A 25,471-nucleotide genomic window follows, 5' to 3' on the forward strand; every position below is an offset into this window, starting at 1 on the left:
CAGGAAGCTAAGAAATGTACGTGATCCGCATGAAGAACTGCGCCTTCTTTGCCCGGCACGGCGTGCTGGACGAGGAGGAGGCGCTTGGCCAGCGTTTCTACGTCGATGCCGAATTGACGGTCGAGCCCAGCCGCCCGCTGGAGGATGATTCCATCGAGGACACCGTCAATTACGGCATCGCCTTCACGGTGATTGAAAAGATCATCACGGGGCATCGCCGTTTCCTGATCGAGGCGCTCGCGCTCGAAGTGGCGAAGGCGCTGACGGCGCGGTTTCCACAGATCAGGAAGGCCGAGATCACCGTGCGCAAACCAAACGCGCCGGTGCCCGGCGTGCTCGATTATGTCGAGGTGACCGTTGTCTGGCCCGAATAACACGGTCTATCTCAGCCTAGGCGGCAATCTCGGCGATCCGGCGGCCTCGATGGCCACGGCGCTGCGCCTGCTCGACGCCGACGAGAGCACGCGCGTCATCGCTGTTTCCTCGCTCTACCGCACGCCGCCCTGGGGCAAGCTCGACCAGCCGGATTTCCTCAACGCCGCTGCCGAGATTTCGACGGCGCTGGCGCCGAGGGCGCTGCTCGACCTTTGTCTCGAGGCCGAGCGCAAGCTGAAGCGGGTGCGTGAGGAGCGCTGGGGGCCGCGCCTGATCGACATCGACATATTGGTGTTCGGCGACCGCATCATCCACGAGACCGGGCTGGAAGTGCCGCATCCCCGGATGCTGGAGCGCGCCTTCGTGCTGGCGCCCCTGGCCGAGATAGCGCCGGAACTGGCGGTTGGCGGCCGCAGCGTGGCCGAACGGCTGGGTGCGGTCGACACGTCAGGGATTGAGCGGCTCACGTCCGGCCGTGACTGGTGGTTGAGCTAACCTGAAAACCCGCCGCCATCGAGAAATGCCTGTTCGTCGGCAGTCGTCTCGCGGCCAAGCATCTTGTTTCTGTGCGGAAAGCGGCCGAAACGCTCGATGATGTCGCGGTGCTCGATCGCGTATTTGATATACTCCGGCGCCCTGGCGGTCGTGAGTTCGACCGATCTGTCCTGGTCGGCGGGCAGTTCCGAATGTTCGTAAGGCAGGTAGAGGAAGACGCGCAGGTCTTCTTCCAGCGCAAGGTCGTGGCCGGCGGCGATCGCCTTGGCGGCAAAGTGCCTTGCCAGCGGATCGGTGGCGTACATGTGGCCGGTGCCGCGAAAGCAGTTGCGCGGGAACTGGTCGAGCAGGATCATCAGCGCCAGCGAACCCTCGGCATGCTCCGACCACGCATCGCATTCGCGGCGCGCGGAGGCAAAATGCAGGTCCAGAAACCGGCTGCGGAAATCCGCGTCGAAAGCGTCGTTCTTCTCGAACCAGGCGTCTTCGCCGGCCTCGCGCCAGAATTTTGTGACGGCGAGCGCTTGCTCATCCAATGCGGTCATCTGCCTTCCTCTGACTGGGCTTGTTCGGATTTGTTCAACACACCGGCGGTTTCTTCATTCAGGGCCTGGCCGGGTCGGCGTGGCGGGGCAAGTGGCGTCGGTATGGGCGTGCCGATATTGCCCCTGAGGAAGCGCCGGCCAGCCCGTATGCCTTCCGCCAGCTGCGTCTCGAAGCGGTCGTTGTCGCGGCGCCGCACGTCCTCGATGACGTCAGCGACATCTTCCGGTTCGACCCCGAGCGCTTCAAGCGCCGAGCCACCGAAGACGAGGGCCGATTCGAAGGTTTCACGCAGCTGGAAATCCACTCCGACGCGAATGAGCGACAGCGCGGTACCGCGATCATACGCACGCGCCAGAACGGTCAGCAGCGGGAACTCCGCCTTGATCAGTTCGGCAATGCGAACGGCAGCGTCCGGCTTGTCGACGCAGATCAGCACGGCGCGCGCGCGGCCAGCACCGGCGGCGCGCAGAATGTCGAGCCGGGTGCCGTCGCCATAATAGACCTTGAAGCCGAAATCGGCGGCCGCCTGGATCATTTCGACATCATTGTCGATGATCGACACGTCAATGCCGCGCAGCAAAAGCGGCTGGCTGGCGATCTGGCCGAAGCGACCGAAACCGATGACCAGAACGCTGCCAGTGAGGCCGTCGGCGATGTCCACGCCTTCAAGCGACTGCTCATCGCGCGGCGTCAAATATCTAAGCGCAATGATGGCCAGCGGAGTCAGCGCCATGGAGATGATGATGATTGCGGTCAGCGTGGCGTTGGCCCGGCTGTCGATGATGCCGACTGCCGCGGCGGCGGAATAAAGCACGAAGGCGAATTCGCCGCCCTGCGCCATGAACACGGCGCGCTCCAGCGCTTCGCGGTGGCCGCTCTTCAGCATGCGGGCGACGAGATAGATGCCGATCGCCTTCATCACCATGTAGGTGACGACATAGATGGCGACGAGACGCCAGTTATCGACCACCACATGCACGTCGAGCGACATGCCGACGGCGAGGAAGAACAGGCCGAGCAGGATGCCGCGGAATGGTTCGATGTCGGCTTCCAGTTGGTGGCGGAATGTCGATTCGGATAGAAGCACGCCGGCCAAGAACGCGCCCATCGCCATCGACAGGCCGGAAAGCTGCATGACCAGCGCCGACCCCAGCACGACCAGGAGCGCCGCCGCCGTCATCACTTCGCGCGCTTTGGCGTCGGCCAGGATGCGGAAGAACGGATTGAGCAGATAGCGGCCGGCGACCACCAGGGCGACAATGGCGCCAAGGCCGATGCCGATCTCGGTCAGCCTTTGCTGCAGGGTCATCTCGGCACCGCCAGGCGCCAGGAAGGCGACCAGCGCCAGCAGCGGCACGATTGCCAGATCCTCGAGCAGCAGGATGGAAACGATGCGCTGTCCCTTCGGGCTGGTCATCTCGCCGCGCTCTTCCAGCAGCTGCATGACGATTGCCGTCGAGGTCAGCACGAAGCCGGCGCCGGCAACGAACGATTGCGCGATCGGAAAGCCGCCGGCCAGCCCGACACCGGTCAGCAAGAGCGCGCAGACGCCGACCTGCAGCGCGCCGAGGCCAAAAATCTCGCGGCGCAGGCCCCACAGCCGCGACGGTTGCATCTCCAGCCCGATGATGAACAGGAACATGACGACGCCGAGTTCGGCGACATGCAGGATGGCTTCCGATTCGGAAAAAATGCCGATACCGAACGGCCCGATGACGACGCCGGCGGCGAGATAGCCGAGGATCGAGCCCAGCCCCATGCGCTTGAAGATCGGGACCGCGACGACGCCTGCGGCAAGCAGCGCCACCACCTGAATGAGATCGCTGCCCGATGCTTCCGCCGCCATGCCTCTTGTCCCTGTGTTCTCCAGCACTCCTTGCATGCAGTTGGAGTGGGAGGCAAGGGCGGGAAGCCTGCCAGGAAGGGCAGGGCGTCATCGAAGCGGTCGCCCCGGTGGAACAACGGTCTCTGCTTGCCTGCCGGACGTTCGGCATCTATGTTTGCCAAATGCTTGACCATTCGTCCCGACCGTCTTCGCCGCCCCATATCCCGATGGATGCGCTAAGCGAAGTTTTGCAAGACTTTCGCTTGAGTGGCGTCAACTATGGCCGCTGCGAACTCCGGCATCCATGGAGCATAGAGTTTCCGCAACAACCGCTGCTTCGTTTTCACTTTGTAGGCCAGGGTCCATGCTGGATCCATACCGAAGCGCAAAGCTGGCAGGAGTTGCGCGATGGCGATCTGGTGCTGCTCCCGCAAGGCACCGCCCATCGGCTGGCGAGTGCGCCGGACGTTGAAGGCGACTCGCTCGAGGGCTGCCAGGTGACCAAGTTGGGCGGCAATGTCTGCGAAGTGGTAGGGCAGGGAACGGGAGCGACAAGCACCCTTTTCTGCGGCTCCATGGCCTTGGGCTCCTGTGCGCTCAACCCGTTGATCACGTTGATGCCGCCTGTCATCAAGGGTTGCGATGTCGCCGGCAATGACCCGGTCGTCGGCCCTTTGCTCGCGGCGATGACGGTGGAGGCCGCGCAACCGCAGATGGGCAGCGCCACGATTCTGTCGCGTATGGCGGACTTGCTGACAGCCCGGCTCATCCGCTGCTGGGTCAATTGCAACGGAGCCTCGACCACCGGTTGGCTCGCAGCCATCCGCGACCCTCATATCGGCCGCGCTCTGGCAGCCATGCACCGAGACCCCGGCCATAACTGGACGCTGGGAAGCCTGGCCGGCGTGGCGGGCCAGTCGCGGTCGATTTTCGCCGAGCGCTTCAGCGCTGTCTTGGGGGAGGGCGCTGCACATTATCTCGCCCGCCTGCGTATGCAACTTGCCCGCGATTTGCTGGGGCAAAACGGCATGTCGGTTGCCGAAGTCGCTACCCGTTTGGGCTATGATTCCGAGGCATCATTCGCCCGCGCGTTCAAACGCATCACCAATGTCTCGCCCGGCGTTGTGCGCCGCACAATTCCCGGACGAATAGATATGAATTTCGGATTTTAAGATACATATAATCCGGGCAGACTCGCCTATCTAAGATCTCCAAACTTTGGAGATCTTTCCGTGACTGACACAACATTACAGCTTGAAGACACCGCGATCGGCCTTGACGCCGATGCGGCACCAGCGTGGAGCGCAGGCACTTGGTTTGCGGTCCTTTCACTGGCGGCCACCAGCTTTGCGCTGGTGTCAGCCGAATTCCTGCCGGCAGGTCTGTTGACGCCGATGGCGCGCGATCTCGGCATCAGCGAGGGGACGGCCGGACAGGTCGTCACCGCGACTGCTTCGGTCGGCGCCGTGACGGCCATGCTGAGCAATGTTCTCATCGGCCGGTTGAACCGCAAGACCGTGCTGGTTGGCCTCATGGCCCTGGCGGTCGGTTCCAACATTCTTGCAGCGTTGGCGCCCAATTTCTGGCTGCTGTTGTTAGGCAGGGCCGGGCTGGGGATCGCTCTCAGCGCTTTCTGGGCACTTTCGGTTGCCGTCGTGGCGAGGCTGGTTGGCGCCAATGCGACAGGTCGAGGCATGGCTATCGTCACGCTCGGCGTCTCGCTTGCCACCATTGCCGCGCCGTCGATGGGTGCGTTGATCAGCGACTGGCTGGGATGGCGCAGCGCCATGGCCATGACGGCGGGGCTGGCCGTGATTGCCATGCTGCTACAGTTGCTTAGCCTGCCGACCTTGCCTGCGGCAGCAAGCAACAGTCTCGCCGACGTGTTTCGGCTGACACGGCGGCGTGGCATTCAACTCGGCATGCTGGCTATTGTCTTGCTGATGACGGGGCATTTTGCCGGCTCCGTCTATGTGCGCCCCTTCCTCGAACACGTTACGCTGCTCGCAACCGGGCCGATTGCTTTGGCTCTCCTCGGATTTGGCATCGCCGCCGTGATCGGCAACATTGCCGGCGGCCGCTTGGCCGATGCCAATATCCACATGGCGCTCCTGGTCACCGCCGCTTTGATGGCGTTTGCGGCGCTGGCATTGGTACTTTGGGGCGTGCACATCGGCATTGCCTTCGGGCTTGTCACGCTTTGGGGCTTCACCTTCGGCATGGCGCCGGTGGTGCTGCCGACCAATCTGTCCCGTGCGGCGCCTGATGCGCTGGAAGCAGCGGGCAGCCTGATGGTCACCTCTTTCCAGGTCGCCATCACCATGGGCGCGGTGGCCGGTGGTTATGTCGTGGACACCTATGGCGCTACGGGGCCCTTGACCCTTACCGCGGTCCTTGCCGCATCGACAGCCGTGCTGGCGATGCTACAGCCTCGCGGCTGAACCTTGCTGCAGCTGGCCTAAAGCGCGTCGCGCCTGACCGGCCCAATGCGACGCGCTTTAGGTTGCTGTATTTATACATGTCGTTGTCCCAAAACCGCTGCGCACTTTTGGGCGACATGCATAGGCGGCCCCAAATCCGGGCCGCCGCGATGTTGCAGCTGCGTTACACAAGTTTATGCGGTTCTCGCGTTGCGTTTGGCCGCAATCGGCGGCTAAGGGACGCTCGGCTTCGGCCGTTGGAAGGCAGCGACGATCAAGTTCTGCCTTTTTGAGGAGATGACTGACATGAAGAAGTTTTTGCTCGTTGGCGTGGGTGTCGCCATGCTTGCCGCATCGGCCTGCTCGAAGGCGCCGGAATGCACGCAGGAGATAGCGGCCAAGAAGGCGCAGGAGATGACCGCCGCGCTGCAGGAGGCGATCACCAAGGATCCGTCCAAGGCGGCTGACCTGACGGCCAAGGTGCAGGCGGTGACAACCAAGTACCAGGGCGCCACGACGCTGGACGAAGCCTGCAAGGCCTATGACGAGCTGACGGCCGCCATAAAGGGCTGATTGTCGTTCGGGGAATTGATGAAGAAGGCGGTGGCTCGGATGGCCGCCGCCTTTTTTCTTGCCGCTGCCGGCAATCAGTTCTTGGCGATGGAACCGACTTCCACGGCATCGACGCGCTTGAGGCTCATGCCGATCACCGGCACCAGTTGCTGGTCGACGCGCACGGCGATGGTCACCGTCATCGAATTGTCGTCGGGAATGCGAGCCTGCATGACGCCACGCAACTGGTTGCGGTTGATGGTGAAGACCACCTTGCGGGGATCGACGACATTGCCGCCGATGATGTCGAGACCAGAACCCGCGGCGCCGCCCATGAAGTTGCCCTTGTAGTCGCGTCCCTTGCGCTCGACGGTCGCCGACATTTTCTGGGTGAAAACACCGACCCGGCAGTCGCCGTCCAGCGACATGCCCGTCTTGTTGTCAGGCGTCGAGCCGTCGAAGCTGCAGGTGAATTTCGTGCCCTTGTACTTGCCGGCGACGATCTCGCCCGGGCCGACCCATTTGCCTTCGACGGTGTGGAAGAATTGCTTGTCGGGTTCGGCTGCAGAGGCTTTCCCGGCCAGGCCCAGAGGTGCTGCAATCGCGACCAGGGGCAGGACGCAGGACAAGATTACGCTTTTCATGGAAGACACCCGGCAACAAGGAGGCTGTTGTTGGACGACCATGAACAAGATTGGTTAATGCTTGGTGACCGCGAGAGGACGTTCACTTGTCGGGAGCAGGCGTTTCACTCTCTTTTTTGGTCGCGAACAAGGTCAGCGCCGACAGGAAATCGCCCATGCCCGGCCGCCTGGCGGCAATGAAGGGCAGGGGACGCGCCGTCTCCATCGCCGCAATGCCGATGCGCGCCGTCATCATGCCGTTGACGACGCCTTCGCCGAGTTTGGCCGAAAGTCGCGCGGCAAGGCCATGGCCGACGATCTGCTGGACAAAGCTGTCGCCGACGGCGATCGAGCCGGTCACCGCCAGATGGGCGAGAACGCTGCGCGCCAGCCGGAAAAAGCCCAGCGTGCCCGGCCGGCCACCGTAAAGCTCGGACAGGCGGCGGATCAGGCGCCCCGCCTCGAACACGACATAGGCGACGTCGACCAGCGCCCGTGGGCTGACCGCCGTCACCAGGGACACACGCTTGGCCGCTTCCAGGATCATCACCTTTGCCCGGGCGTCGAGCGGCCCGAGAATCTCGGTTTCGGCCAGCTGCACCAGATTGCCGCCATCGATGATCTCGCCGCGCAGTTCGGCCAGCGATCGTCTGCCTGCCGCCGTTTCGGGTTTGGCCGCGACAAAGGCCGACAGTTCGTCGACGACGGCCCTTGCGGCCTTCGGATCGTCGCGTGCCACGGCATCGAGAGCCCGCTTTTGCAGCTTTTCGACCTCGGCCAGCCGGGCAATGGCCAGGAATTCACGCACCAGCACGACCACCAGCGCCAGCACGGCGATCCCCGCCATTGCGGCCGCCAGCCAGCCCAGCCACTCTGCGCGCTCGAACAGGTCGCGAATGAGCTGGTCGGTCCACAGGCCGACGGCCAGCGAAACCAGCACGCCGACCGCGCCGAAAAACAGGCTGGCAAACAGCGAGCGCTTGCGCGGCACGGTCGCTGGCGGTGGTTCGGCAGCAATGATGTCGGGTTTGTCGAAGACGTCGATCTCGGCCGGCACAACCACGGCGCGCGGCTTGCGCGTCGGAAGCGGCTCGGCATGGCTGCGGGCCTGCTTCGGTTCGGCCGCCGGCTCGATACGGAAAGCTGCCGGTCTGCGGGGCGCGGTCATGCCAGATGGTCTCCGATCAGGAACTGCAAGGCGCGGTCGAGCCTGATATGCGGCAACGACAGCGTGACGCCTTCGGCGGTGCGTTCGAGCTTTGGCGGGCGAAAGCGCACGAAACGGATCGCCGGATCGTCGCTGCTTTGCCGATGGTCGGTTTCGGAAACATCGAAAACGGCACCAATTTTTTCCGGCAAGTCCCCGGGAAATATGGCGGTTTCGGTTTTGCCATCGAAGGTTTCGCCGTTGATTTTTTCGCCGTTCAGCGGCGTGCCGATGATCACTGGCAACGTCTCCCGGCCCTGCTTGACCGTGCCTTCGCGTGTTGCGCGCATAGCCGCCATGGCGACCACGTCGACATCGGCGCCGGTGAAATTTGCCCGCGCAACGGCCCGGTCAGCAAGCCGCCGCACGATCGCCTGCAGCCGGTCATGGCTTTCATGATGCAGATGGTCGGCCTTGGTCGCAGCGACCAGGATGCGGTCGATGCGGCGTGAAAACAGGTCGGTGAGGAAATTGCCGCGACCGGGGCGGAAACAGGAGAGGATCTCCGTCACGGCACGTTCAAGGTCGGCCATCGCGCCAGGGCCGGCGTTCAGCGCCTGCATGGCGTCGATCAGCACGATCTGGCGGTCGAGGCGGGCGATATGTTCGCGGAAGAACGGCTTCACCACATGTGTCTTGTAGGCGTCGTAGCGCCGTTCCATCATCGCCTGCAGCGAACCGGAGCGCGGCCGCCGCTCGCCTTGAAGCAGCAAGGGCGCGAAGGTCAGCGCCGGCGAACCCTCGAGGTCGCCAGGCATCAGGAAACGGCCGGGCGGCAAGGTCGAGAGCGCCCGCTCGTCCAGCTTGCAGGCCTTGAGATAGGCGGCAAAGCTCTCGGCCAGCCGGCGTGCCTTCATCTCGTCGGCGTCGGCATTGGGGTCGATCGCCGCCGACAAGGTCCGCCAGTCCTGCGACAAGTCGACCCTCACCGGCAGCATCGCCATTTCGAAAGCTTCACGCGAGAAATCGGCGAAGGATTTGCCGAGCAGCGGCAGGTCGAGCAGCCATTCGCCGGGGTAGTCGACGATGTCGACCGACAACCGGCCGCTGGAAAACATGCGGTTCCAGCCGGAGGCCGATTCGTATTCGATGGTGAGCCTGAGTTCCGAAATGGCGCGCGTCGAGTCCGGCCAGATACGGTCATTGACCAGTGCGGCGATATGGTCCTCATACTGAAAACGCGGCACCGCGTCATCCGGCTGTTCCTCGAGGAAGGCGCGCGCGATGCGTCCAGATTTCTGCGCCTCGAACAGCGGCAGCCGCCCGCCGTGGATCAGGTTGTGGACAAGAGCCGAGATGAACACCGTCTTGCCGGCGCGGGAAAGGCCGGTGACTCCGAGCCGCAGCGATGGCGAGAAAAGCCCACTCGCCCGCCCCGACAGCGTATCCAGGGCAATTCTCGCTTCGTCGGTGAATGTCGTCAGCGATGATGCCAAATTTGTTCTCTCGGGGCTTCCGTCAGTCCCGATATAGGCTCTGCGGTTCAAGTTTGAAATGGCGCCCGGGCCGGCCGTCTCTGCTCAGAGATCGGCGGGGGTCAGGAAGGCTTCGAGATAGCCGGCCCCTTGCGCGGCCTCGGTGAGGGCGCCGTTAAAGCGGACGACGGCAAGGCCGGAGGTCGGGAAACCATGGTTCATGATGGCCCGCGCCGCCTCGTCGCCATTGCCGGAAACCGCCATGGCAAGGTCTTCCGTCATCGGATTGTGGCCGATGACCAGCAGCGAGCCGGGGCCGCCATTGCCGCGGATGATGCCCAGGTAACCGGCGGCGTCCTCGCTGTAGAGCGTGTCGAAGAACAGCACCCGGCCGGTATCGGTGTGGCCGGCGATGCCCTCCAGCGTCTGGCGCGCCCGCTTGGCATTGGAGCAGAGCGTGATATCGGGAATGTAGTTGCGGGCACGCATGGCTGTGCCCATCGTTTCGGCATCGGCAATGCCCGATGCGTCGAGCGGGCGGTCGAAGTCGCGCACGCCGGGCAGGGCCCAGCCGGCCTTGGCATGCCGCAACAGATACAGTCTACTCACCGGACCCCCATGGCGTGCTGCCTATCAAATGACACAATGGATTAGGAACGGCCTGCCGCACAATGGGCGGCGGCACCCAAGCGCAACGAATCATGTGCGAATTCGCGCGCGCCCTTGCTGTGGAAGGCTTTGCCGCCCCTCGCCAGTACGGCATTAACAATTGCGTGAAACGCGCGCCGATTACGCTTGTGCAGCCCCCTCCGCGCGAATATATAAGCGCGAAATTTGGGGTTGTTGGGTGAGTCGAATGAACGATATCTCTACCGCCGATTACGTACCCTCCGAAGACGAGCCGTTCATGAACGAGCGGCAGAAATCTTACTTTCGCTTGAAGCTCGTCACTTGGAAGAACGACATACTGCGCGAAGCGCGCGAAACTCTCGAAATCCTGCAGCAGGAAAACGCTAACCACCCGGATCTCGCGGATCGGGCTTCTTCGGAAACCGATCGCGCCATCGAGCTTCGCGCCCGCGACCGCCAGCGCAAGCTCATTTCAAAGATCGATTCGGCGCTGCAGCGCATCGATGAAGGCACTTACGGCTATTGCGAGGAAACCGGCGAGCCGATCGCGCTGAAGCGGCTCGACGCGCGCCCGATCGCGACCTTGTCGATCGAAGCGCAGGAGCGCCACGAGCGCCGCGAGAAAGTCTATCGCGACGATTGAAGCGCAACTGCAGGACAGAAATTGAAAATGGCCGGGATTTCCGGCCATTTTTTGTTGTTGGGCTCGTGGCAAACGCTCATCCGTCAAGCCTGAACGTCAAATTCGACTCTGTATTGGATGCCATCCAGCAAACAGGCGCGAAATCATCTCGCCAGTGCAAAATCAAAGAGACAGGACAGTTCGTCGTTTTCAATGAAACGGTGAAACGCTCCAGGCCATCGGCCATTTCGATTCCCGCTATCGCTTCTGGCTGGCGAGTTCGCCGAGCAGCTTGGTCATCTCGTCATCAAGCGACGCCGGCGCTGTCGCTGCCGGCCTGCTTACCGGCTTGCTGGCGTGCGAATCATCGAGCGAGACCTCAAGTTCCCGCATCAGCGTGTCGTCGATCGACTCGCGCTTCGGTGGCGGCGGGGCCTGCCGCGCGGTATTGGCGGCCGCGCCATAGGCCGGCAGCGGTGTCACATTGCTGGCCTGGTATATTGGGGCTGGTTTTGGCGCCGGCGCCGCCTGGCGGGGCGGAAGGGCGGCCGGAGCAGCCTTTACCGGTTGCGGCGGTGGCGCCTGTCTTGCGGGTGGGGCGGATGCGGGTTGTGCAGCGCGCGGACGCGGTGCCTGTTGCTGCTGGCCGCCATCGCCGGTCAAAGCCGGACGGCGTGGCGCCGCCAGCCTGATGTCGCGCTCGACCACAACGTCGGTCGGGCCGCCGATCAAAATGAGGTGTTCGATATCGTCACGACGGATGAGCACCAGCCGGCGGTGGCTGTCGACCGCGGTGGCGTCCATGACCGCCAGCCGCGTCTTGCGATTGCGGCCGCCGGCAACGAAGGTGCCGAAGGTCAGGTTGCGGACCAGCCTGATAATGACCAGCACGATGACCAGCAGGACAAGGGCGGCAAACGTCCACAGCAGCGCTGCGGCATATCCAGGACCCGCCACGCTATCCAGCCACTGCATCGGTGCCCCCAAATCGGTTTTTGAAGTGGAAGCGACACTAGACCGTTGCGACCAGACACCGCAAGTTGCCTTCACGCTTCGTGAACAGCTTGAAACACCGGCACGTCATTTTTATCCGACATTTGCCGCCAAGGCCTTTTCCGGACTAGGAGAATGTGATTCAACCGGCCGGGGCGGTGTCGGATATCAGGAATTCACGAGCAGGGGGCATATGGCCAGGGAAACGCGCGGCGATTTCTATCCGGTACCGATCGTCGACCAGAACACGCGGCCGGGCGCGGTTACCCGGCTCATCGTCTTCATCATCGTCCTGACCGGGGCCGCGATCGTTTTCGGCATTTTCCGAGAGCGTCTTGGCGATCCCTTCCTGCTCGGCATGCTGGGCGTGCTTGCCATGATCGGCGTCGGCTTCCTGTTCGCCACGGCCATCGGCTTCATTCAGATCGCGCCGCGTTCGACCGGCGACGAACTGTCGAAGGCCTTCGTCGATTCGATGTCGCAGGGCCTGATCGTCACCGACACCAAGGGCCGCGTCGTCTACGCCAACCGGGCCTATGCCGAGATGACGGGGGCTGCGTCGGCAGCCGATCTGAAGACAGTCGAAGGCCTGCTTTCCGATGTTCCCGAAGCCTCGGTGACCATATACCGGCTGGCCTCGGGCCTGCGCGACGGCCAGGCCGGCGACGGCGAATTCCGGCTGGCGCAGTCGATCCGGCCGGGCGCCGAACCAGGCGCACGCTGGTACCGGGCGCGGGCCCGCACCTTCAGTGTTCCCGGCCAGCGTCTGCCCATGCTCGCCTGGCAGCTTGCCGATATTTCCCAGGAACGGGCCGAGCAGGAACGTTTCTTCCTCGACCTGCAAAAGGCCATCGACCATCTCGACCACGCCCCGGCCGGCTTCTTCTCGGCCGACCAGGAGGGCCGCGTCACCTACATCAACGCCACGCTCGCCGAATGGCTGGGCATCGATCTGGCGAGCTTCACGCCTGGCGCGGTGACGCTGCCGGAAATCGTCGCCGGCGACGGCATGGCGCTGGTGCGCTCGGTCAAGGCCGATCCCGGCACCACCCGCAACGCGGTCATCGATCTCGATCTGACCACGACGACCGGCGAAGCGCTGCCGGTGCGCTTCATGCACCGCGTTTCGGCCAGCCGCGAGGGGACCAACGGCCCGACCCGTACAATCGTGCTCAACCGCACCCAGGGCGAGGATGCATCCGCCGACCTTCGGGCGTCGGAAGTGCGCTTCACCCGCTTCTTCAACTCGACGCCGATGGCGATTGCCGGCGTCGACGCCAGCGGCCGCATCCTGCGCACCAACGCGCCGTTCCTGTCGCTGTTTTCCTCCGTCGTCGACCGCGATGCCGTCGACCGCCGCGTGCGGCTGGATACGGTCATCCACGAGCGCGACCGCCCGGCCTTCGCCGCCGCCTTCGAGAAAGCGCGTCTGAGGCAGGCCGATATCGAGCCGATCGACACGCTGCTGCCCGGCAATGAGGAACGCCACATCCGCTTCTACGTCAACGCGGTCGCCGACGGCACCGGCGGCGAAGGGGCGGAGGAATCTGCCATCGTCTATGCCGTCGACACCACCGAGCAGAAAGCGCTCGAGGGCCAGATGGCGCAAAGCCAGAAGATGCAGGCGGTCGGCCAGCTCGCCGGCGGCATCGCCCACGACTTCAACAATGTGCTGACCGCCATCATCATGGCGTCGGATCTTTTGTTGACCAATCACCGCCCGTCGGACCCGTCCTTCCCAGACATCATGAACATCAAGCAGAACGCCAACCGGGCAGCATCGCTGGTGCGGCAGCTCCTCGCCTTCTCGCGCAAGCAGACGCTGCGGCCGGAGGTGTTGAACCTCACCGACGTGCTTGCCGATCTCCGGATGTTGCTTGCCCGCTTGGTCGGCAACGACATCAAGCTCAAGGTCGATCACGGCCGCGACCTGTGGCCGGTCAAGGTCGACATCGGCCAGTTCGAGCAGGTGGTGGTCAATCTCGCTGTCAATGCGCGCGACGCCATGCCGGCCGGCGGCGAGCTCACCGTGCGCACCCGCAATGTCACCGCCGAGGAATGCAAGAGCTTTTCCTACCGCGAGCTCACTCCGGCCGACTATGTCCTGGTCGAGGTCGAGGACACCGGCTCCGGCATTGCGCCGGACGTGCTGAAGAAGATCTTCGAACCCTTCTTCACCACCAAGGAGGTCGGCAAGGGCACCGGCCTGGGGCTTTCGATGGTCTACGGCATCATCAAGCAGACCGGCGGCTTCATCTACTGCGATTCCGAAGTCGGCAAGGGCTCGACCTTCCGCATCTTCCTGCCGCGCCACATCGTCGAGGCGAAAAAGCCCGGCGACGTAAGCGAGGCGCCGGCAGCCCCGGTGAAAGCCGCCGACACCGCCAAGGACCTGTCGGGGTCGGCCACCGTGCTTTTGGTCGAGGATGAGGACGCCGTGCGCATGGGCGGCTCGCGGGCGCTGACCTCGCGCGGCTACACCGTGCATGAGGCGTCCTCAGGCGTCGAGGCGCTGGAAGTCTTCGAAGCGCTCGGCGGCAAGGTCGATATCGTCGTGTCCGACGTGGTGATGCCGGAAATGGACGGCCCGACGCTGCTTGGCGAATTGCGCAAGCGCCAGCCCGACATCAAGTTTGTCTTCGTGTCCGGCTATGCCGAAGATGCCTTCGCCCGAAACCTGCCACCCGACGCGCAATTCGGCTTCCTGCCGAAGCCGTTCTCGCTCAAACAACTGGCCACTGTCGTCAAGGACGTGCTTGAATCTTAGGGTCCCCTAATTCACCGCTTGCGCAATGACGTGACGCTGCCATGATTGCAGGCGAAACGGGCGGCGGGTTTTGGGGAGCATGTCGTGACGCCGCACAACGAGGCAGCCAAGGGTGACTATGCCGCAACCGTGCTGTTGCCGGGCGATCCGCAGCGCGCCGAGTGGATGGCAAAGACGTTTCTTGAGGCGCCGCGCTGTGTCAACCGCCGCAGGGGCGCGCTGGGCTTTACCGGCCTCTATCGCGGCCGGCCCGTCAGCATACAGGCCACCGGCATCGGTGTGCCGTCCTTCCTGATCTATGTGCATGAGCTCCTGGATTTCCACGGCGTCAAAACGCTGATCCGCACCGGCACCTGCGGTGGCCTGACCGCCGGCGTGCCGCTGCGCTCCCTGGTGATTTCACAATCGGTGCGCGCCGAAAGCGAGCGAAGCGGCCAGGTCTTCGGCCTCTACGATGCCGCCGCCGGACCAGATCCGAGCCTGTTTGCGCACGCGCTGGCCCGCGCCGCTCAACTCGGCATTGACCATCGGGCAGGGCTGACCATCTGCAGCGATATATTCTATCACCCGGAAGGGCGCGCTCGATTCGCTGAAGCACAGGCGCTCGGCGCGCTCGCCGTCGACATGGAAACCAGCGCGCTCTACCGCATCGCGGCGCATTTCGGCGCCCGTGCGCTGTCGCTGCTGACCGTCGTCGACAACATCGTGACAGAGGAGCAGACGGCCTATTCCGAGCGCCAGGCGCTGTTCACCGACATTGCGCGGCTCGGGCTCGACGTGGCGGCAGAAGGCTAGCTTCTCATGCCGCTTCGCGCTTCGGCGCCAGCTCATCAATGTCGGGCCGATGACCGCGCAGATAGAGCGCGCAGGTGGTGCGCAGCATCGAGGCGAAGTTGGGAATGGCGCCGTTGATCTCGATCGCCTCGTCATAGAGTTTTGAGATGAACTTCGGCGTCGTCAGGCTCTGGCTGTCGGCGATCTCGTCGAGCAGCGCCCAGAATGTCGCTTCAAGCTGGATGCTGGTCGAATGGCCGTCGATGCGGATCGACCGGTTGATCTGTCTGTAGCCTTCCGGATCCTGGCCGGCAAAAACCCTGCACATTCCTACCTCCCGATATTGTTGGTTTTGGGCGCAGTGAGTCACGCCTTCAAGCATATATCTATTCAGCCACTTTCAGCCCGAATGCCGAAAACGGCAATCGGACTTTCGTCTTTGGGCGCAGGCATGGCAGCGATTGGAAATTTGGCCGTGGTAACCGGCTGCCACCACCTTTCACGCGCGCCGCCCATAATCGCCTCCAACATGCAGCGACGGAGACTGATTTGGCGAAGGCGATCCATTCCATGATCCGGTCCTCGAGGAGGACCGATCCGTCGATTTCTACAGAAACGCTTTCGGGCTCGATATCGCCGACAGGCTGGATTTCGAGACCTTCACCCTGATTTACCTCGCCAACCCCGAAACCGGGTTCGAGCTCGAACTCACCGTGAACAAGGGCCGCACCGAGCCTTATGCGCTTGGCGACGGTTACGGCCATCTGGCGGTCTCGGTCGCCGATCTCGACAGCGAGCACGACCGGATCGGCGCGCTCGGCCTCAACCCGAAGAAGATCGTCGAATTCAACCGCGACGAATCGCTGATCGCCCGCTTTTTCTTCATCGAGGACCCCGACGGCTACAAGATCGAGGTTCTGCAGCGTGGAGGGCGTTTCCAGTAGGTATTCCGCCGCGTTCAGCCGCGCGACGCCAGCAACGGCGCTCTTCATGGGCGCAAATAGAAGCAGGGAGGAACAAAATGGTCACGATCTATGACGCGAAGCCTGGGCTCTCACGTCGGGAACTTCTCAAACGCGGCGGCATTGGCGCGCTGCTCGTCATTTCCGGCAGCACCGTCATCAGCCCCGAAAATGCCTGGGGTCTCGAGACATCGGCGCTCAAGCCCGAAACCATGGCGACGCTGATCCAGATGGCGCGCGACATCTATCCGCACGATCAGGTGCCCGACAAATACTACGCCATCGCCGTCAAGGGCCATGACGAGCAGGCCGGCAAGGACGCTACCTACAAGACGATGATCGAAGACGGCATCGCCGATCTCGACAAGAAGTCGGGCGAGGGCGGCTATCGCGGCCTCGGCTGGGAGGAGCAGCGCGTCGCCGTGCTGCAGCAGATCGAGGCGACGCCCTTCTTCCAGTCCATTCGCGGCGGCCTCGTCGTCAGCCTCTATAACCAGCAGGAGGTGTGGCCGATCTTCGGCTACGAGGGCGAATCCTTTTCCAAGGGCGGCTACATCGCGCGTGGTTTCGACGACATCGAGTGGCTCTGAGCCCTCTGTCGTTTTGAAACCCCGCAGACTGCAATTCATGGGAGGAAACCATGGCAACTTCATTTGATCTCAAGAACGACAATGTCGTCGTCATCATCGGCTCTGGCGCCGGCGGCGGCACGCTCGGCAACGAACTCGCCCAGAAAGGCGTCGATGTCGTCATACTCGAGGCCGGCGCCCGCCACGAATACGAGGATTTCATCAACGACGAGTGGACCTCCTTCAGCCAGCTCGCCTGGACGGACAAGCGCACGACTTCCGGCGACTGGCGGGTGTCGAAGGATTTCCCCAATTTGCCGGCCTGGATCGTCAAGTCGGTCGGCGGCTCAACCACGCACTGGGCGGGTGCTTCGCTGCGTTTCCAGGAGCACGAGTTCAAGACGGTCTCGACCTACGGCAAGCTGGAAGGCGCCAACCTTCTGGACTGGCCGGTCACGCTTGCCGAGATGGAGCCGTACTACGCCAAGGCGGAGGCCAAGATGGGCGTCACCGGCACCAATGGCTGGCCGCGGCTGCCGGGTAACAACAATTTCAAGGTGCTGAAGGCCGGCGCCGACAAGCTCGGCTACAAGGAATGCCATACCGGCAACATGGCCATCAATTCGGTCGAGCGTGACGACCGCAACTCCTGCCAGCAGACCGGCTTCTGCTTCCAGGGCTGCAAATGGGGCGCCAAATGGTCGACGCTCTACACCGAGATCCCCAAGGGCGAGGCGACCGGCCATCTCGAAGTCCGGCCGAATGCGATGGCGATCAAGATCAACCATGACGCCTCAGGCAAGGTGACCGGCGTCGTCTATGCCGACAAGGACGGCAAGCTGCAGGAGCAGAAGGCCCGCATCGTCGCCGTCGCCGGCAATTCGATTGAAAGCCCTCGCCTGCTGCTCAATTCGGAATCGTCCAAATTCCCGCACGGTCTCGCCAATTCGTCGGGGCAGGTGGGCAAGAACTACATGCGCCACACCACCGGCTCGGTCTACGCCATCTTCGACAGACCGGTGCACATGTATCGCGGCACTACCATGGCCGGCATCATCCGCGACGAGGCTCGTCACGATCCCTCACGGGGCTTCGTCGGCGGCTACGAATTCGAGACGCTGTCGCTCGGCCTGCCCTTCATGGCCGCCTTCCTGAATCCTGGCGGCTGGGGCCGTTCCTTCACCACCGCGCTCGACCACTATGACCACATGGCCGGCCTGTGGATCGTCGGCGAGGACATGCCGCGCGAGGAAAACCGCATCACCTTGCACAAGGACGAGAAGGATGCACACGGCATGCCGATCGCCGACGTGCATTTCGACGACCACCCCAACGACACGGCAATGCGCAACCATGCCTACAAGCAGGCCACAGCACTTTACGATGCGGTCGGTGCAACGCGCTCCTTCCCGACGCCGCCCTATCCCTCGACCCACAATCTCGGCACCAACCGGATGAGCGAGAAGGAGGAAGACGGCGTCGTCAACAAGCACGGCCAGGCGCATGACATCAAGAACCTGTTCGTGTCGGACGGCAGCCAGTTCACGACCGGGGCGGCGGAAAACCCGACGCTGACGATCGTGTCGCTGGCGATCCGCCAGGCCGAATACATCGCGTCACAAATGTCGGCCAAGACGATCTGAGCCATCCTCCCGGACCGCTACGCGGAACGCGCATGGGCGCGTTCCGCAATTTTTTCTCCCGAGATCGACTAGGCGCCGACCGGCTGTCCGTCCTTGCGGCGGATGGCGACGACGGAAGGCCTTGGCAATTGGCCGTCTTTGAAGTCGGGCCACAGCGTCTGCGCCTTGTCGAGCGTCTCGGCATCTTCCGCGGGGTGCTGCACCGACAGGAACAGCGTCGTGCCGTCCGGCGTGAAGCACGGCCCGGTCGCTTCGGCGCCGTGCGGGCAGGTGAACAGCAGTTTCGGCAGGCCGCGCGCAGCACCCTCCGTGTCGACGCCATAGACGCCGTCCGGCAGGTCGAAATCATTGGCGCCGTCGGTCGCTACCCACAACCGGCCGGCCGGATCGAAGGTGATGTTGTCGGGGCAGACGAACCAGCCATTGTCCGACGTATCCGGATGGAAGGTGGCGCCGATCTTTGCGTCCTTTGGATTGCCGCAGAGCACGAACAGGTCCCAGGCATATTTTTCCGCCGTATGGTCGGCATCCACGCCGCGGCCACCCGGCGGAATCAGTTCGACAATGTGGCCCCACAAGTTTTCGGGACGGGTGTTGGCCGGATTGACCTTCGACTGATCGCGCTTCTTGTTCTTGGTCATCACCGCATAGACGCGGCCGGTTACCGGATTGGTCTCGATGTCCTCGGGCCGGTCCATCGGCGTGGCGCCCAGCGCGTCGGCGGCGAAGCGCGTCTTCAGCAACACCTCGGCCTGGTCGGCAAAACCGTTCTCGGCGGTGAGCTTGCCCTGGCCGTACACCAGCGGCAGCCATGTCATCGAGCCGTCGGCATCGAAACGCGCGACCGACAGCACGCCGTCATCAAGCAGATCGGCGCCGGAGGCCGGGTTGGCCTTGTCATACGCCTTGGCCGAGACGAAGCGGTACATGTATTCAAAGTAGTCGTCGTCACCCATATAGACGACGACGCGGCCGTCCTTGTTGAGGACGACGGTCGAGGCCTCATGCGACATGCGGCCAAGCGCGGTGCGCTTCACCGGCTTGGACTGCGGGTCGTAGGGATCGATCTCGACCACCCAGTCGAAGCGGTTGGCCTCGTTCGGCTCTTTGTCGAGGTTGAAGCGGTCATGGAAGCGGCCGCGGCCATAGATGTCGGATCCGTCAAAGCCATAACGGTCGAGAAGGTCGGCGGTCGGCGCGTTCTTTGGATCGCCGCCGAAAATGTCGGACACGCCTTCCTCGCAGGTCAGCACCGTGCCCCAGGGGGTGAAGCCGCCGCTGCAGTTATAGCTGGTGCCGAGCACCTTGGTGCCGGTGGCGTCGGCCGAGGTCTTCATCAGCGCATGACCTGCGGCCGGTCCGGAAACGGTCATTTCGGTGTTGGCGGTGATGCGGCGGTTGAGCGGGCTGTCGGCCACGGTTTCCCATTTGCCGTCCTTCAGTTGCACTTCGACGATCGAGTGGCCCATGGCGGCCATGCCGAGATCGACCTGTTCCCTGCTCATCGATTTGCCGGCGTCGTCCTCGGTCATCCCTGAAAACATCACATTGGGCGAGATGTACTCATTGTTGACGCAGAGCAGGCCATGGTCGGAATTCACCGTGCCCTTGGGCAGCGGCATGAAGGCGATGTAGTCGCAATTGTAACCGAAGCGCTTTTCCTGCTCGTCGGCGGCAACCTTGTTGCCGTCGAACTCTGCCAGGCCGGCGGCAAGCGGATCGCCCCAGCGCGCGACGATGGTGGTTTCATAGCCTTCGGCGGCGGCATGGGTCTTGTCGTAGACCCGCTTCAGTTCGGGAAAGCCGAGTGTCGACTGCGCCTCCGCGGCATGCGTTTCGCCGGCAAACAGTGAGCCGACGAAGCTGCCGCCGGCAAGCAGCGCGCCGGAGGCGAGGCTGCCTTTCAAAACAGACCGGCGCGAGACGCGCTCGGCAATGATTTCGCGGATGACGGGGGAGGATGAAGACGGTGCGTTGGCCATGGTGTCTGCCTCTCAGGGTGGATGTTACGGCGCACCGCTGCCTAGTCTGCTTCGGCAACATCCGCATGACAGGGAGAGGAAAGGGTTTTGGCCCGGCTCAGCCCTTGGTGCAGGTCGAGGCGGTGAAGGCGCCGTCGGGCTGCTTCAGGATGATGTCGAACGACGGGGTGGTCTCGCCATCCAGCGTCGCTTGTGTCATCGAGACGGAATTGCCGCCGCTGGTGTAGCCGCCCAGCGGCCCGAGCCAGGTGATCTCGCCATTCGCATTCATCTGATAGTTATAGCCTTGAGGCGCGGTGCCGAACGTCACCGGGCCGCTATAGACGTCGCCCTTGATGGTGATGTCGCCAAGGTTGAGGAAGGCGCCGAGCAGATAGACTTCGCAGTGATAGGTGCCGTCCGGCAGCTTGCCATCGCTGAAATCGGCGCGCGCGCCGCCGCTTGTTGCCATCAGAAGCAGGATGCCGGAAATGCATGAGATGCGGGATGTCATCAGGTCACTCGTTTGCGGGGATGAGCTTGCCCCATTATTGCGCCGTGCCGCAATATTGTTCGTCCGCATTGCCACTGGCGGAGTTCAAAATCTAGGCACTTGTCATACTTGGGCAAAAATTAGGCAAAAGCCTTGTGCGCTGCGCAAATTTCCCTCAATCAATCTTTAACCGGCTGCCTTTGTTTTCTTCAGGCTAATATAATAGCAGCCTGATAACGTTGCGCTATTCCCCTTTTCCGAGCGGTGCCTTTGCGTTTGGCACGGCTGTTGCATTGTAGTGTTGCGGTGCAATCAACCAGCTTGGGAGTCTTCGGTATGAGGGGCAATTTCGCGACAATAACAAAAATCTTTTCGGCCGGCGTGGTCGCTGCCGGCCTGTCGATGTCGTCTCCGGCAAAGGCTGCCGAAGACACGATCAAGGTCGGCATTCTGCATTCGCTGTCGGGGACCATGGCGATTTCGGAGACGACGCTGAAAGACGCCATGCTGATGCTCATCGAAGAGCAGAACGCCAAGGGTGGCCTGCTCGGCAAGAAACTGGAAGCGGTCGTTGTCGACCCGGCGTCCAACTGGCCGCTCTTCGCCGAAAAGGCGCGCGAGCTGATCTCCAAGGACAAGGTCGCGGCCGTGTTCGGCTGCTGGACCTCGGTGTCGCGCAAATCGGTGCTGCCGGTGTTCTCGGAACTCGACAACATCCTCTTCTATCCCGTCCAGTATGAGGGCGAGGAAAGCGAGCGCAACGTGTTCTACACCGGCGCCGCACCGAACCAGCAGGCGATCCCCGCTGTCGACTACCTGATGAGCGACGACGGCGGCTCGGTGAAGCGCTGGGTGCTGGAAGGCACTGACTATGTCTATCCACGCACCACCAACAAGATCCTCGAGGCCTATCTGAAGGCCAAGGGCGTCGCCGCTGAAGACATCATGGTCAACTACACGCCGTTCGGCTTCTCCGACTGGCAGACCGAAGTCTCGGCGATCAAGAAGTTCGGCTCGGCCGGCAAGAAGACCGCCGTCGTCTCGACCGTCAATGGCGACGCCAACGTTCCCTTCTACAAGGAACTCGGCAACCAGGGCATCAAGGCCGAGGACATCCCGGTCATGGCCTTCTCGGTCGGCGAGGAAGAACTGGCCGGTCTCGACACCGCGCCGCTGGTCGGCCATCTCGCCGCCTGGAACTACTTTGAGAGCGTCGACACGTCCGAAAACAAGAAGTTCATCGCCGACTGGCACAAGTTCATCAAGAACGACAAGCGCACCACCAACGACCCGATGGAAGCCCACTATATCGGCTTCAACATGTGGGTGAAGGCGGTTGAGAAGGCCGGCACCACCGATCCGGACAAGGTCATCGACGCCATGGTCGGCGTGTCAGTGCCGAACCTCACCGGCGGCTATTCGACGATGATGCCGAACCACCACATCACCAAGCCGGTGCTGATCGGCGAGATCCAGGCCGACGGCCAGTTCGAGACCGTGTCGCAGACGCCCGGCCTCGTGATGGGCGACGAATGGTCCGACTATCTGCCTGATTCCAAGGACCTGATCTCGGATTGGCGCGCGCCCCTGTCCTGCGGCAACTTCAACGTCGCCACCGGCAGGTGCGGCGGCAAGGGCACCAACTGATCCCTCCCGGGACTGGCCGGTTCCAAGGCCAGAGACCGCAAGGCGTCCGGGCGCTTCAGCCCGCCCGGACGCCGAATTCCACCTCCCGGAAAGTATCTGAACGGATGATCCTGTTGCGCGCTTTCGGCCTCATGCTGGTGTTCCTGATGGCAAGTCTTTTGCCCTCGAACGCAGCCGAAGCCGATCTGCGCGCCATCGTCGCCAAATTCGCCACCGGAACTGGCTTTTCCGCCACCGAAGCAGTGGTGCGTGAGCTTGCCGCCACCGGCGATCCACTGGTTGAACGGCCGCTTGCCGCACTTGCCGAAGGCAATCTCTACATCCGAAAAGCGGATTCAGCCGTCTTCGTCGGCAATGAGGCCGGCGACAGCGTCGCGCTACTCGACCCGCTGAGCGGCGAAAAGACCGGCGATGCCGCCAAGGCTGACCTCACCAAGATCAAAGTCAACAACACGCTGCGCCGCGTCATCCGCGATGCGCTGGGCACGCTGACGCTGCGCGCCAAGGATCCGGCGGTGCGCATTGCCGCCGCCGACACTATGTTCAAGACGCCCGATGCCGCCAACATCGAGCCGCTCGACGCGGCCATCGCCGCCGAGACCGACGCCAAGGTCAAAGCGCTGTTTGAACAGGCGCGCGCGGCATCGGTGCTGGTCTCCGACAAGCCCGAGGCCGACAAGCTTGCGGCCATCGCGCTCATCGGCGCGCGCGGCGATCGCGATGCGCTGTCGCTGCTCACGTCGGTGGAAGCCAATGCGCAAGGCGCGGTCAAGGATGCGTCAACAGCAGCAATCGCCAGCATCAATTCGAGCCTGGCGCTGTGGGATGCCGGCCAGAACATCTGGTACGGCATATCGCTCGGCTCGGTGCTGCTGCTTGCGGCCATCGGCCTTGCCATCACGTTCGGCGTCATGGGCGTCATCAACATGGCGCATGGCGAGATGGTCATGCTCGGCGCCTACACCACCTTCGTCGTCCAGCAGGTGATCCGCACCTCATTTCCAGGCCTGTTCGACTGGTCGCTGGTCATTGCGCTGCCGCTCGCCTTTCTGGTTGCCGCTTCTGTCGGCCTCATCATCGAGCGCGGCGTCATCCGCTTTCTCTACGGCCGGCCGCTGGAAACGCTGCTCGCGACATGGGGCGTCTCGCTGGTGCTGCAGCAGGCGGTGCGCTCGATCTTCGGGCCGACCAACCAGGAGGTCGGCAATCCTTCCTGGATGTCGGGCTCGTTCGATGTCGGCCAGTTGGCCATCACCTGGAACCGGCTCTGGATCCTGGTCTTCGCGCTCACCGTTTTTGGCGTGCTGCTCTATGTCATGAAGCGCACGCCCTGGGGCCTGCAGATGCGCGCCGTCACCGCCAACCGCCGCATGGCCGCCTCGATGGGCATCCGGACGCCCTGGGTCGACGCGCTGACCTTTGCGCTGGGATCGGGGATTGCCGGCATTGCCGGTGTCGCGCTCAGCCAGATCGACAACGTCTCGCCCAATCTCGGCCGCGGCTACATCATCGACAGTTTCATGGTCGTGGTCTTCGGCGGCGTCGGCAATCTCTGGGGCACGCTGGTCGGCGCCTTCTCGCTCGGCATCGTCAACAAGGTTCTGGAACCCTATGCCGGTGCCGTGCTCGGCAAGATCGTCGTGCTTGTGCTGATCATCCTGTTCATCCAGAAGCGCCCGCGCGGCCTGTTCGCGCTCAAGGGCAGGGCGGTGGAAGCATGATCACCGGACGCTTCTTCGCCGCGGGTGCGGACCGCCGCATCGCCATCACCATTTTCATCCTGCTGGCTGCCGCCATCATCGTGCCGCTGCTCAACCTCGCTGTGTCGCCGACCGGCGCGTTCTATATTCCGCCTTACATCGTCGCGCTCACCGGCAAATATCTCTGCTACGCGCTGCTCGCTTTGGCGCTCGACCTGGTCTGGGGCTATTGCGGCATCCTTTCGCTGGGCCACGGCGCCTTCTTCGCGCTCGGCGGCTATGCGATGGGCATGTACCTGATGCGCCAGATCGGCTCGCGCGGCGTCTACGGCAATCCGATCCTGCCCGACTTCATGGTGTTCCTGAACTACAAGGAACTGCCCTGGTTCTGGACCGGTTTCGACCATTTCTGGTTCGCCGCCATCATGGTGCTGGCGGTGCCCGGCCTGCTTGCCTTCGTCTTCGGCTGGTTCGCCTTCCGCAGCCGCGTCACCGGCGTCTATCTCTCCATCATCACCCAGGCCATGACCTATGCGCTGCTGCTCGCTTTCTTCCGCAACGACATGGGTTTCGGCGGCAACAACGGCCTGACCGATTTCAAGGATATTCTGGGCTTCAACGTCCAGGCCGACGCCACCCGCTCGGCGCTGTTTGCCGCCAGCGCGGTGATGCTGGCGCTTGCCGTCTTCATCACCTGGGCAATCGTCGGCTCCAAATACGGCAAGCTGCTGATGGCTGTGCGCGATGCCGAAAGCCGCACGCGCTTCCTTGGCTGGCGGGCGGAGAACGTCAAACTATTCGCCTTCACTGTCTCGGCCGTCATGGCCGGCATTGCCGGCGCGCTTTACGTGCCGCAGGTCGGCATCATCAATCCCGGCGAATTCGAGCCCTCCAACTCGATCGAGGTGGTGATCTGGGCAGCCGTCGGTGGGCGCGGCACTATTGTCGGCCCGATCGTCGGCGCGCTGCTGGTCAACGCCGGCAAATCCTGGTTCACCGGCGTGCTGCCCGAATTCTGGCTGTTTGCGCTGGGCGGCCTGTTCGTCGCCGTCACCCTGTTCCTGCCCAAGGGCATCGTCGGCATGTGGGATTCTTGGCGCGGTAACGCTCGGGCAATGCGGGCTGCAGCGATTGCAGAGGAAGCGGGCATAGAGCCTGATGTCCCGCCGCCGCCGAAGATCGTTCGCTCCGCGGCGACAACGCCTGGTGCCTGGTCCGCGTCCGGCCCCGAACCGCAGCCGGCGGAGTAGAG

The 25,471-nt window shown here is 63.2% G+C and carries 23 protein-coding genes and 1 pseudogene; 14 read left to right on the forward strand and 10 right to left on the reverse strand.

The features are described 5' to 3' along the window. Positions 1-14: 14 nt before the first annotated feature. Positions 15-374, forward strand: coding sequence for a dihydroneopterin aldolase (gene folB / locus ACWGTO_RS18465; RefSeq protein WP_142865847.1), 360 nt, complete (start codon positions 15-17; stop codon positions 372-374). Beyond that, the gene (gene folK, locus ACWGTO_RS18470) at positions 358-870 is read left to right on the forward strand and encodes a 2-amino-4-hydroxy-6-hydroxymethyldihydropteridine diphosphokinase (RefSeq protein WP_454576232.1); all 513 of its coding nucleotides are present in this window, start codon (positions 358-360) and stop codon (positions 868-870) included. The genes folB and folK overlap by 17 nt, the downstream gene beginning before the upstream one ends. Here the strand turns inward: folK and ACWGTO_RS18475 are convergent. Continuing rightward, positions 867-1,415: a DUF924 family protein gene (locus ACWGTO_RS18475; RefSeq protein ID WP_454576233.1), complete on the reverse strand. Its 549-nt coding sequence runs from the start codon at positions 1,413-1,415 to the stop codon at positions 867-869. The genes folK and ACWGTO_RS18475 overlap by 4 nt on opposite strands. Beyond that, positions 1,412-3,262, reverse strand: a complete 1,851-nt coding sequence (locus tag ACWGTO_RS18480; RefSeq protein ID WP_454576234.1) for a monovalent cation:proton antiporter-2 (CPA2) family protein — start codon at positions 3,260-3,262, stop codon at positions 1,412-1,414. Before ACWGTO_RS18480 ends, ACWGTO_RS18475 begins: the two co-directional genes overlap by 4 nt. A gap of 161 nt (positions 3,263-3,423) precedes the next feature. On the opposite strand from ACWGTO_RS18480, the gene ACWGTO_RS18485 reads away from it, so the two are divergent. From ACWGTO_RS18485 to ACWGTO_RS18495, 3 genes are all read left to right on the forward strand, one after another. Continuing rightward, positions 3,424-4,413: an AraC family transcriptional regulator gene (locus tag ACWGTO_RS18485; RefSeq protein WP_454576235.1), complete on the forward strand. Its 990-nt coding sequence runs from the start codon at positions 3,424-3,426 to the stop codon at positions 4,411-4,413. Positions 4,414-4,473: 60 nt separating this feature from the next. After that, positions 4,474-5,682 (forward strand): MFS transporter, encoded by a 1,209-nt coding sequence (locus ACWGTO_RS18490; protein WP_454576236.1) that lies wholly within the window; start codon positions 4,474-4,476, stop codon positions 5,680-5,682. Between the two features lie 285 nt (positions 5,683-5,967). Then, entirely contained in the window at positions 5,968-6,234 is a 267-nt protein-coding gene (locus tag ACWGTO_RS18495) for a hypothetical protein (protein ID WP_112561811.1), read from the forward strand. Positions 6,235-6,308: 74 nt separating this feature from the next. On the opposite strand, the gene ACWGTO_RS18500 is transcribed toward ACWGTO_RS18495, so the two are convergent. From ACWGTO_RS18500 to ACWGTO_RS18515, 4 genes are all read right to left on the reverse strand, one after another. Then, positions 6,309-6,857, reverse strand: coding sequence for a hypothetical protein (locus ACWGTO_RS18500; protein WP_454576237.1), 549 nt, complete (start codon positions 6,855-6,857; stop codon positions 6,309-6,311). Between the two features lie 82 nt (positions 6,858-6,939). Further along, complete coding sequence (locus ACWGTO_RS18505; RefSeq protein WP_454576238.1) at positions 6,940-8,004, reverse strand: YcjF family protein; 1,065 nt, start codon at positions 8,002-8,004, stop codon at positions 6,940-6,942. After that, positions 8,001-9,479 carry a YcjX family protein gene (locus ACWGTO_RS18510; protein ID WP_454576239.1) on the reverse strand — a complete coding sequence of 493 codons (1,479 nt, stop codon included), beginning with the start codon at positions 9,477-9,479 and terminating at the stop codon, positions 8,001-8,003. The genes ACWGTO_RS18505 and ACWGTO_RS18510 overlap by 4 nt, the downstream gene beginning before the upstream one ends. 84 nt (positions 9,480-9,563) lie before the next feature. Next, complete coding sequence (locus tag ACWGTO_RS18515; protein WP_454576240.1) at positions 9,564-10,067, reverse strand: SixA phosphatase family protein; 504 nt, start codon at positions 10,065-10,067, stop codon at positions 9,564-9,566. Positions 10,068-10,314: 247 nt separating this feature from the next. Here ACWGTO_RS18515 and dksA point away from each other — a divergent pair, with 247 nt between their 5' ends. After that, complete coding sequence (gene dksA / locus ACWGTO_RS18520; RefSeq protein WP_112395407.1) at positions 10,315-10,731, forward strand: RNA polymerase-binding protein DksA; 417 nt, start codon at positions 10,315-10,317, stop codon at positions 10,729-10,731. Between the two features lie 237 nt (positions 10,732-10,968). On the opposite strand, the gene ACWGTO_RS18525 is transcribed toward dksA, so the two are convergent. Next, positions 10,969-11,685: a hypothetical protein gene (locus tag ACWGTO_RS18525; protein ID WP_454576241.1), complete on the reverse strand. Its 717-nt coding sequence runs from the start codon at positions 11,683-11,685 to the stop codon at positions 10,969-10,971. A 211-nt stretch (positions 11,686-11,896) separates the two neighbouring features. Between ACWGTO_RS18525 and cckA the strand changes: the two genes are divergently transcribed. Next, on the forward strand, positions 11,897-14,470 hold the full coding sequence (cckA, locus tag ACWGTO_RS18530) for a cell cycle histidine kinase CckA (RefSeq protein ID WP_454576242.1): 2,574 nt from the start codon (positions 11,897-11,899) through the stop codon (positions 14,468-14,470). An 84-nt stretch (positions 14,471-14,554) separates the two neighbouring features. Continuing rightward, positions 14,555-15,265, forward strand: coding sequence for a purine-nucleoside phosphorylase (locus ACWGTO_RS18535; RefSeq protein WP_454576243.1), 711 nt, complete (start codon positions 14,555-14,557; stop codon positions 15,263-15,265). A 4-nt stretch (positions 15,266-15,269) separates the two neighbouring features. Here ACWGTO_RS18535 and ACWGTO_RS18540 read toward each other — a convergent pair whose 3' ends face one another. Continuing rightward, the gene (locus ACWGTO_RS18540; protein ID WP_454576244.1) at positions 15,270-15,572 is read right to left on the reverse strand and encodes a ribbon-helix-helix domain-containing protein; all 303 of its coding nucleotides are present in this window, start codon (positions 15,570-15,572) and stop codon (positions 15,270-15,272) included. 221 nt (positions 15,573-15,793) lie between these two features. Here ACWGTO_RS18540 and ACWGTO_RS18545 point away from each other — a divergent pair. The 3 genes and pseudogenes from ACWGTO_RS18545 (at position 15,794) to ACWGTO_RS18555 (ending at position 18,418) form a co-directional block, all read left to right on the forward strand. Continuing rightward, positions 15,794-16,188 (forward strand): annotated as a pseudogene (locus ACWGTO_RS18545) (VOC family protein). A gap of 77 nt (positions 16,189-16,265) precedes the next feature. Beyond that, positions 16,266-16,796, forward strand: a complete 531-nt coding sequence (locus ACWGTO_RS18550) for a gluconate 2-dehydrogenase subunit 3 family protein (RefSeq protein ID WP_454576245.1) — start codon at positions 16,266-16,268, stop codon at positions 16,794-16,796. 50 nt (positions 16,797-16,846) lie between these two features. Further along, entirely contained in the window at positions 16,847-18,418 is a 1,572-nt protein-coding gene (locus ACWGTO_RS18555) for a GMC family oxidoreductase (protein ID WP_454576246.1), read from the forward strand. 68 nt (positions 18,419-18,486) lie between these two features. Here the strand turns inward: ACWGTO_RS18555 and ACWGTO_RS18560 are convergent, their stop codons facing one another. Next, a complete protein-coding gene (locus ACWGTO_RS18560; protein WP_454576247.1) occupies positions 18,487-20,400 on the reverse strand; it encodes a PhoX family protein in 1,914 nt (637 codons plus the stop codon). Positions 20,401-20,497: 97 nt separating this feature from the next. After that, on the reverse strand, positions 20,498-20,893 hold the full coding sequence (locus ACWGTO_RS18565; protein ID WP_454576248.1) for a hypothetical protein: 396 nt from the start codon (positions 20,891-20,893) through the stop codon (positions 20,498-20,500). 315 nt (positions 20,894-21,208) lie between these two features. Between ACWGTO_RS18565 and urtA the strand changes: the two genes are divergently transcribed. The 3 genes from urtA (at position 21,209) to urtC (ending at position 25,469) form a co-directional block, all read left to right on the forward strand. Next, positions 21,209-22,519 (forward strand): urea ABC transporter substrate-binding protein, encoded by a 1,311-nt coding sequence (gene urtA / locus ACWGTO_RS18570; protein WP_454576249.1) that lies wholly within the window; start codon positions 21,209-21,211, stop codon positions 22,517-22,519. 104 nt (positions 22,520-22,623) lie between these two features. Further along, a complete protein-coding gene (gene urtB / locus ACWGTO_RS18575; protein ID WP_454576250.1) occupies positions 22,624-24,240 on the forward strand; it encodes an urea ABC transporter permease subunit UrtB in 1,617 nt (538 codons plus the stop codon). Then, positions 24,237-25,469, forward strand: coding sequence for an urea ABC transporter permease subunit UrtC (gene urtC, locus ACWGTO_RS18580; RefSeq protein WP_454576251.1), 1,233 nt, complete (start codon positions 24,237-24,239; stop codon positions 25,467-25,469). Before urtB ends, urtC begins: the two co-directional genes overlap by 4 nt. The last annotated feature ends 2 nt before the right edge of the window (positions 25,470-25,471 follow it).

The organism is Mesorhizobium sp. PL10, assembly GCF_053714315.1.

Bases quoted from the DNA above. Each gene is read 5' to 3' on its own strand.
- ACWGTO_RS18560 (WP_454576247.1), bottom strand. From the start codon at position 20,400: ATGGCCAACGCACCGTCTTCATCCTCCCCCGTCATCCGCGAAATCATT.
- ACWGTO_RS18480 (WP_454576234.1), bottom strand. From the start codon at position 3,262: ATGGCGGCGGAAGCATCGGGCAGCGATCTCATTCAGGTGGTGGCGCTG.
- dksA (WP_112395407.1), top strand. From the start codon at position 10,315: ATGAACGATATCTCTACCGCCGATTACGTACCCTCCGAAGACGAGCCG.
- ACWGTO_RS18500 (WP_454576237.1), bottom strand. From the start codon at position 6,857: ATGAAAAGCGTAATCTTGTCCTGCGTCCTGCCCCTGGTCGCGATTGCA.
- ACWGTO_RS18565 (WP_454576248.1), bottom strand. From the start codon at position 20,893: ATGACATCCCGCATCTCATGCATTTCCGGCATCCTGCTTCTGATGGCA.
- cckA (WP_454576242.1), top strand. From the start codon at position 11,897: ATGGCCAGGGAAACGCGCGGCGATTTCTATCCGGTACCGATCGTCGAC.
- ACWGTO_RS18485 (WP_454576235.1), top strand. From the start codon at position 3,424: ATGCTTGACCATTCGTCCCGACCGTCTTCGCCGCCCCATATCCCGATG.
- urtB (WP_454576250.1), top strand. From the start codon at position 22,624: ATGATCCTGTTGCGCGCTTTCGGCCTCATGCTGGTGTTCCTGATGGCA.
- urtC (WP_454576251.1), top strand. From the start codon at position 24,237: ATGATCACCGGACGCTTCTTCGCCGCGGGTGCGGACCGCCGCATCGCC.
- ACWGTO_RS18525 (WP_454576241.1), bottom strand. From the start codon at position 11,685: ATGCAGTGGCTGGATAGCGTGGCGGGTCCTGGATATGCCGCAGCGCTG.
- ACWGTO_RS18555 (WP_454576246.1), top strand. From the start codon at position 16,847: ATGGCAACTTCATTTGATCTCAAGAACGACAATGTCGTCGTCATCATC.
- ACWGTO_RS18505 (WP_454576238.1), bottom strand. From the start codon at position 8,004: ATGACCGCGCCCCGCAGACCGGCAGCTTTCCGTATCGAGCCGGCGGCC.
- urtA (WP_454576249.1), top strand. From the start codon at position 21,209: ATGAGGGGCAATTTCGCGACAATAACAAAAATCTTTTCGGCCGGCGTG.
- ACWGTO_RS18550 (WP_454576245.1), top strand. From the start codon at position 16,266: ATGGTCACGATCTATGACGCGAAGCCTGGGCTCTCACGTCGGGAACTT.
- ACWGTO_RS18475 (WP_454576233.1), bottom strand. From the start codon at position 1,415: ATGACCGCATTGGATGAGCAAGCGCTCGCCGTCACAAAATTCTGGCGC.
- folB (WP_142865847.1), top strand. From the start codon at position 15: ATGTACGTGATCCGCATGAAGAACTGCGCCTTCTTTGCCCGGCACGGC.
- ACWGTO_RS18495 (WP_112561811.1), top strand. From the start codon at position 5,968: ATGAAGAAGTTTTTGCTCGTTGGCGTGGGTGTCGCCATGCTTGCCGCA.
- ACWGTO_RS18540 (WP_454576244.1), bottom strand. From the start codon at position 15,572: ATGTGCAGGGTTTTTGCCGGCCAGGATCCGGAAGGCTACAGACAGATC.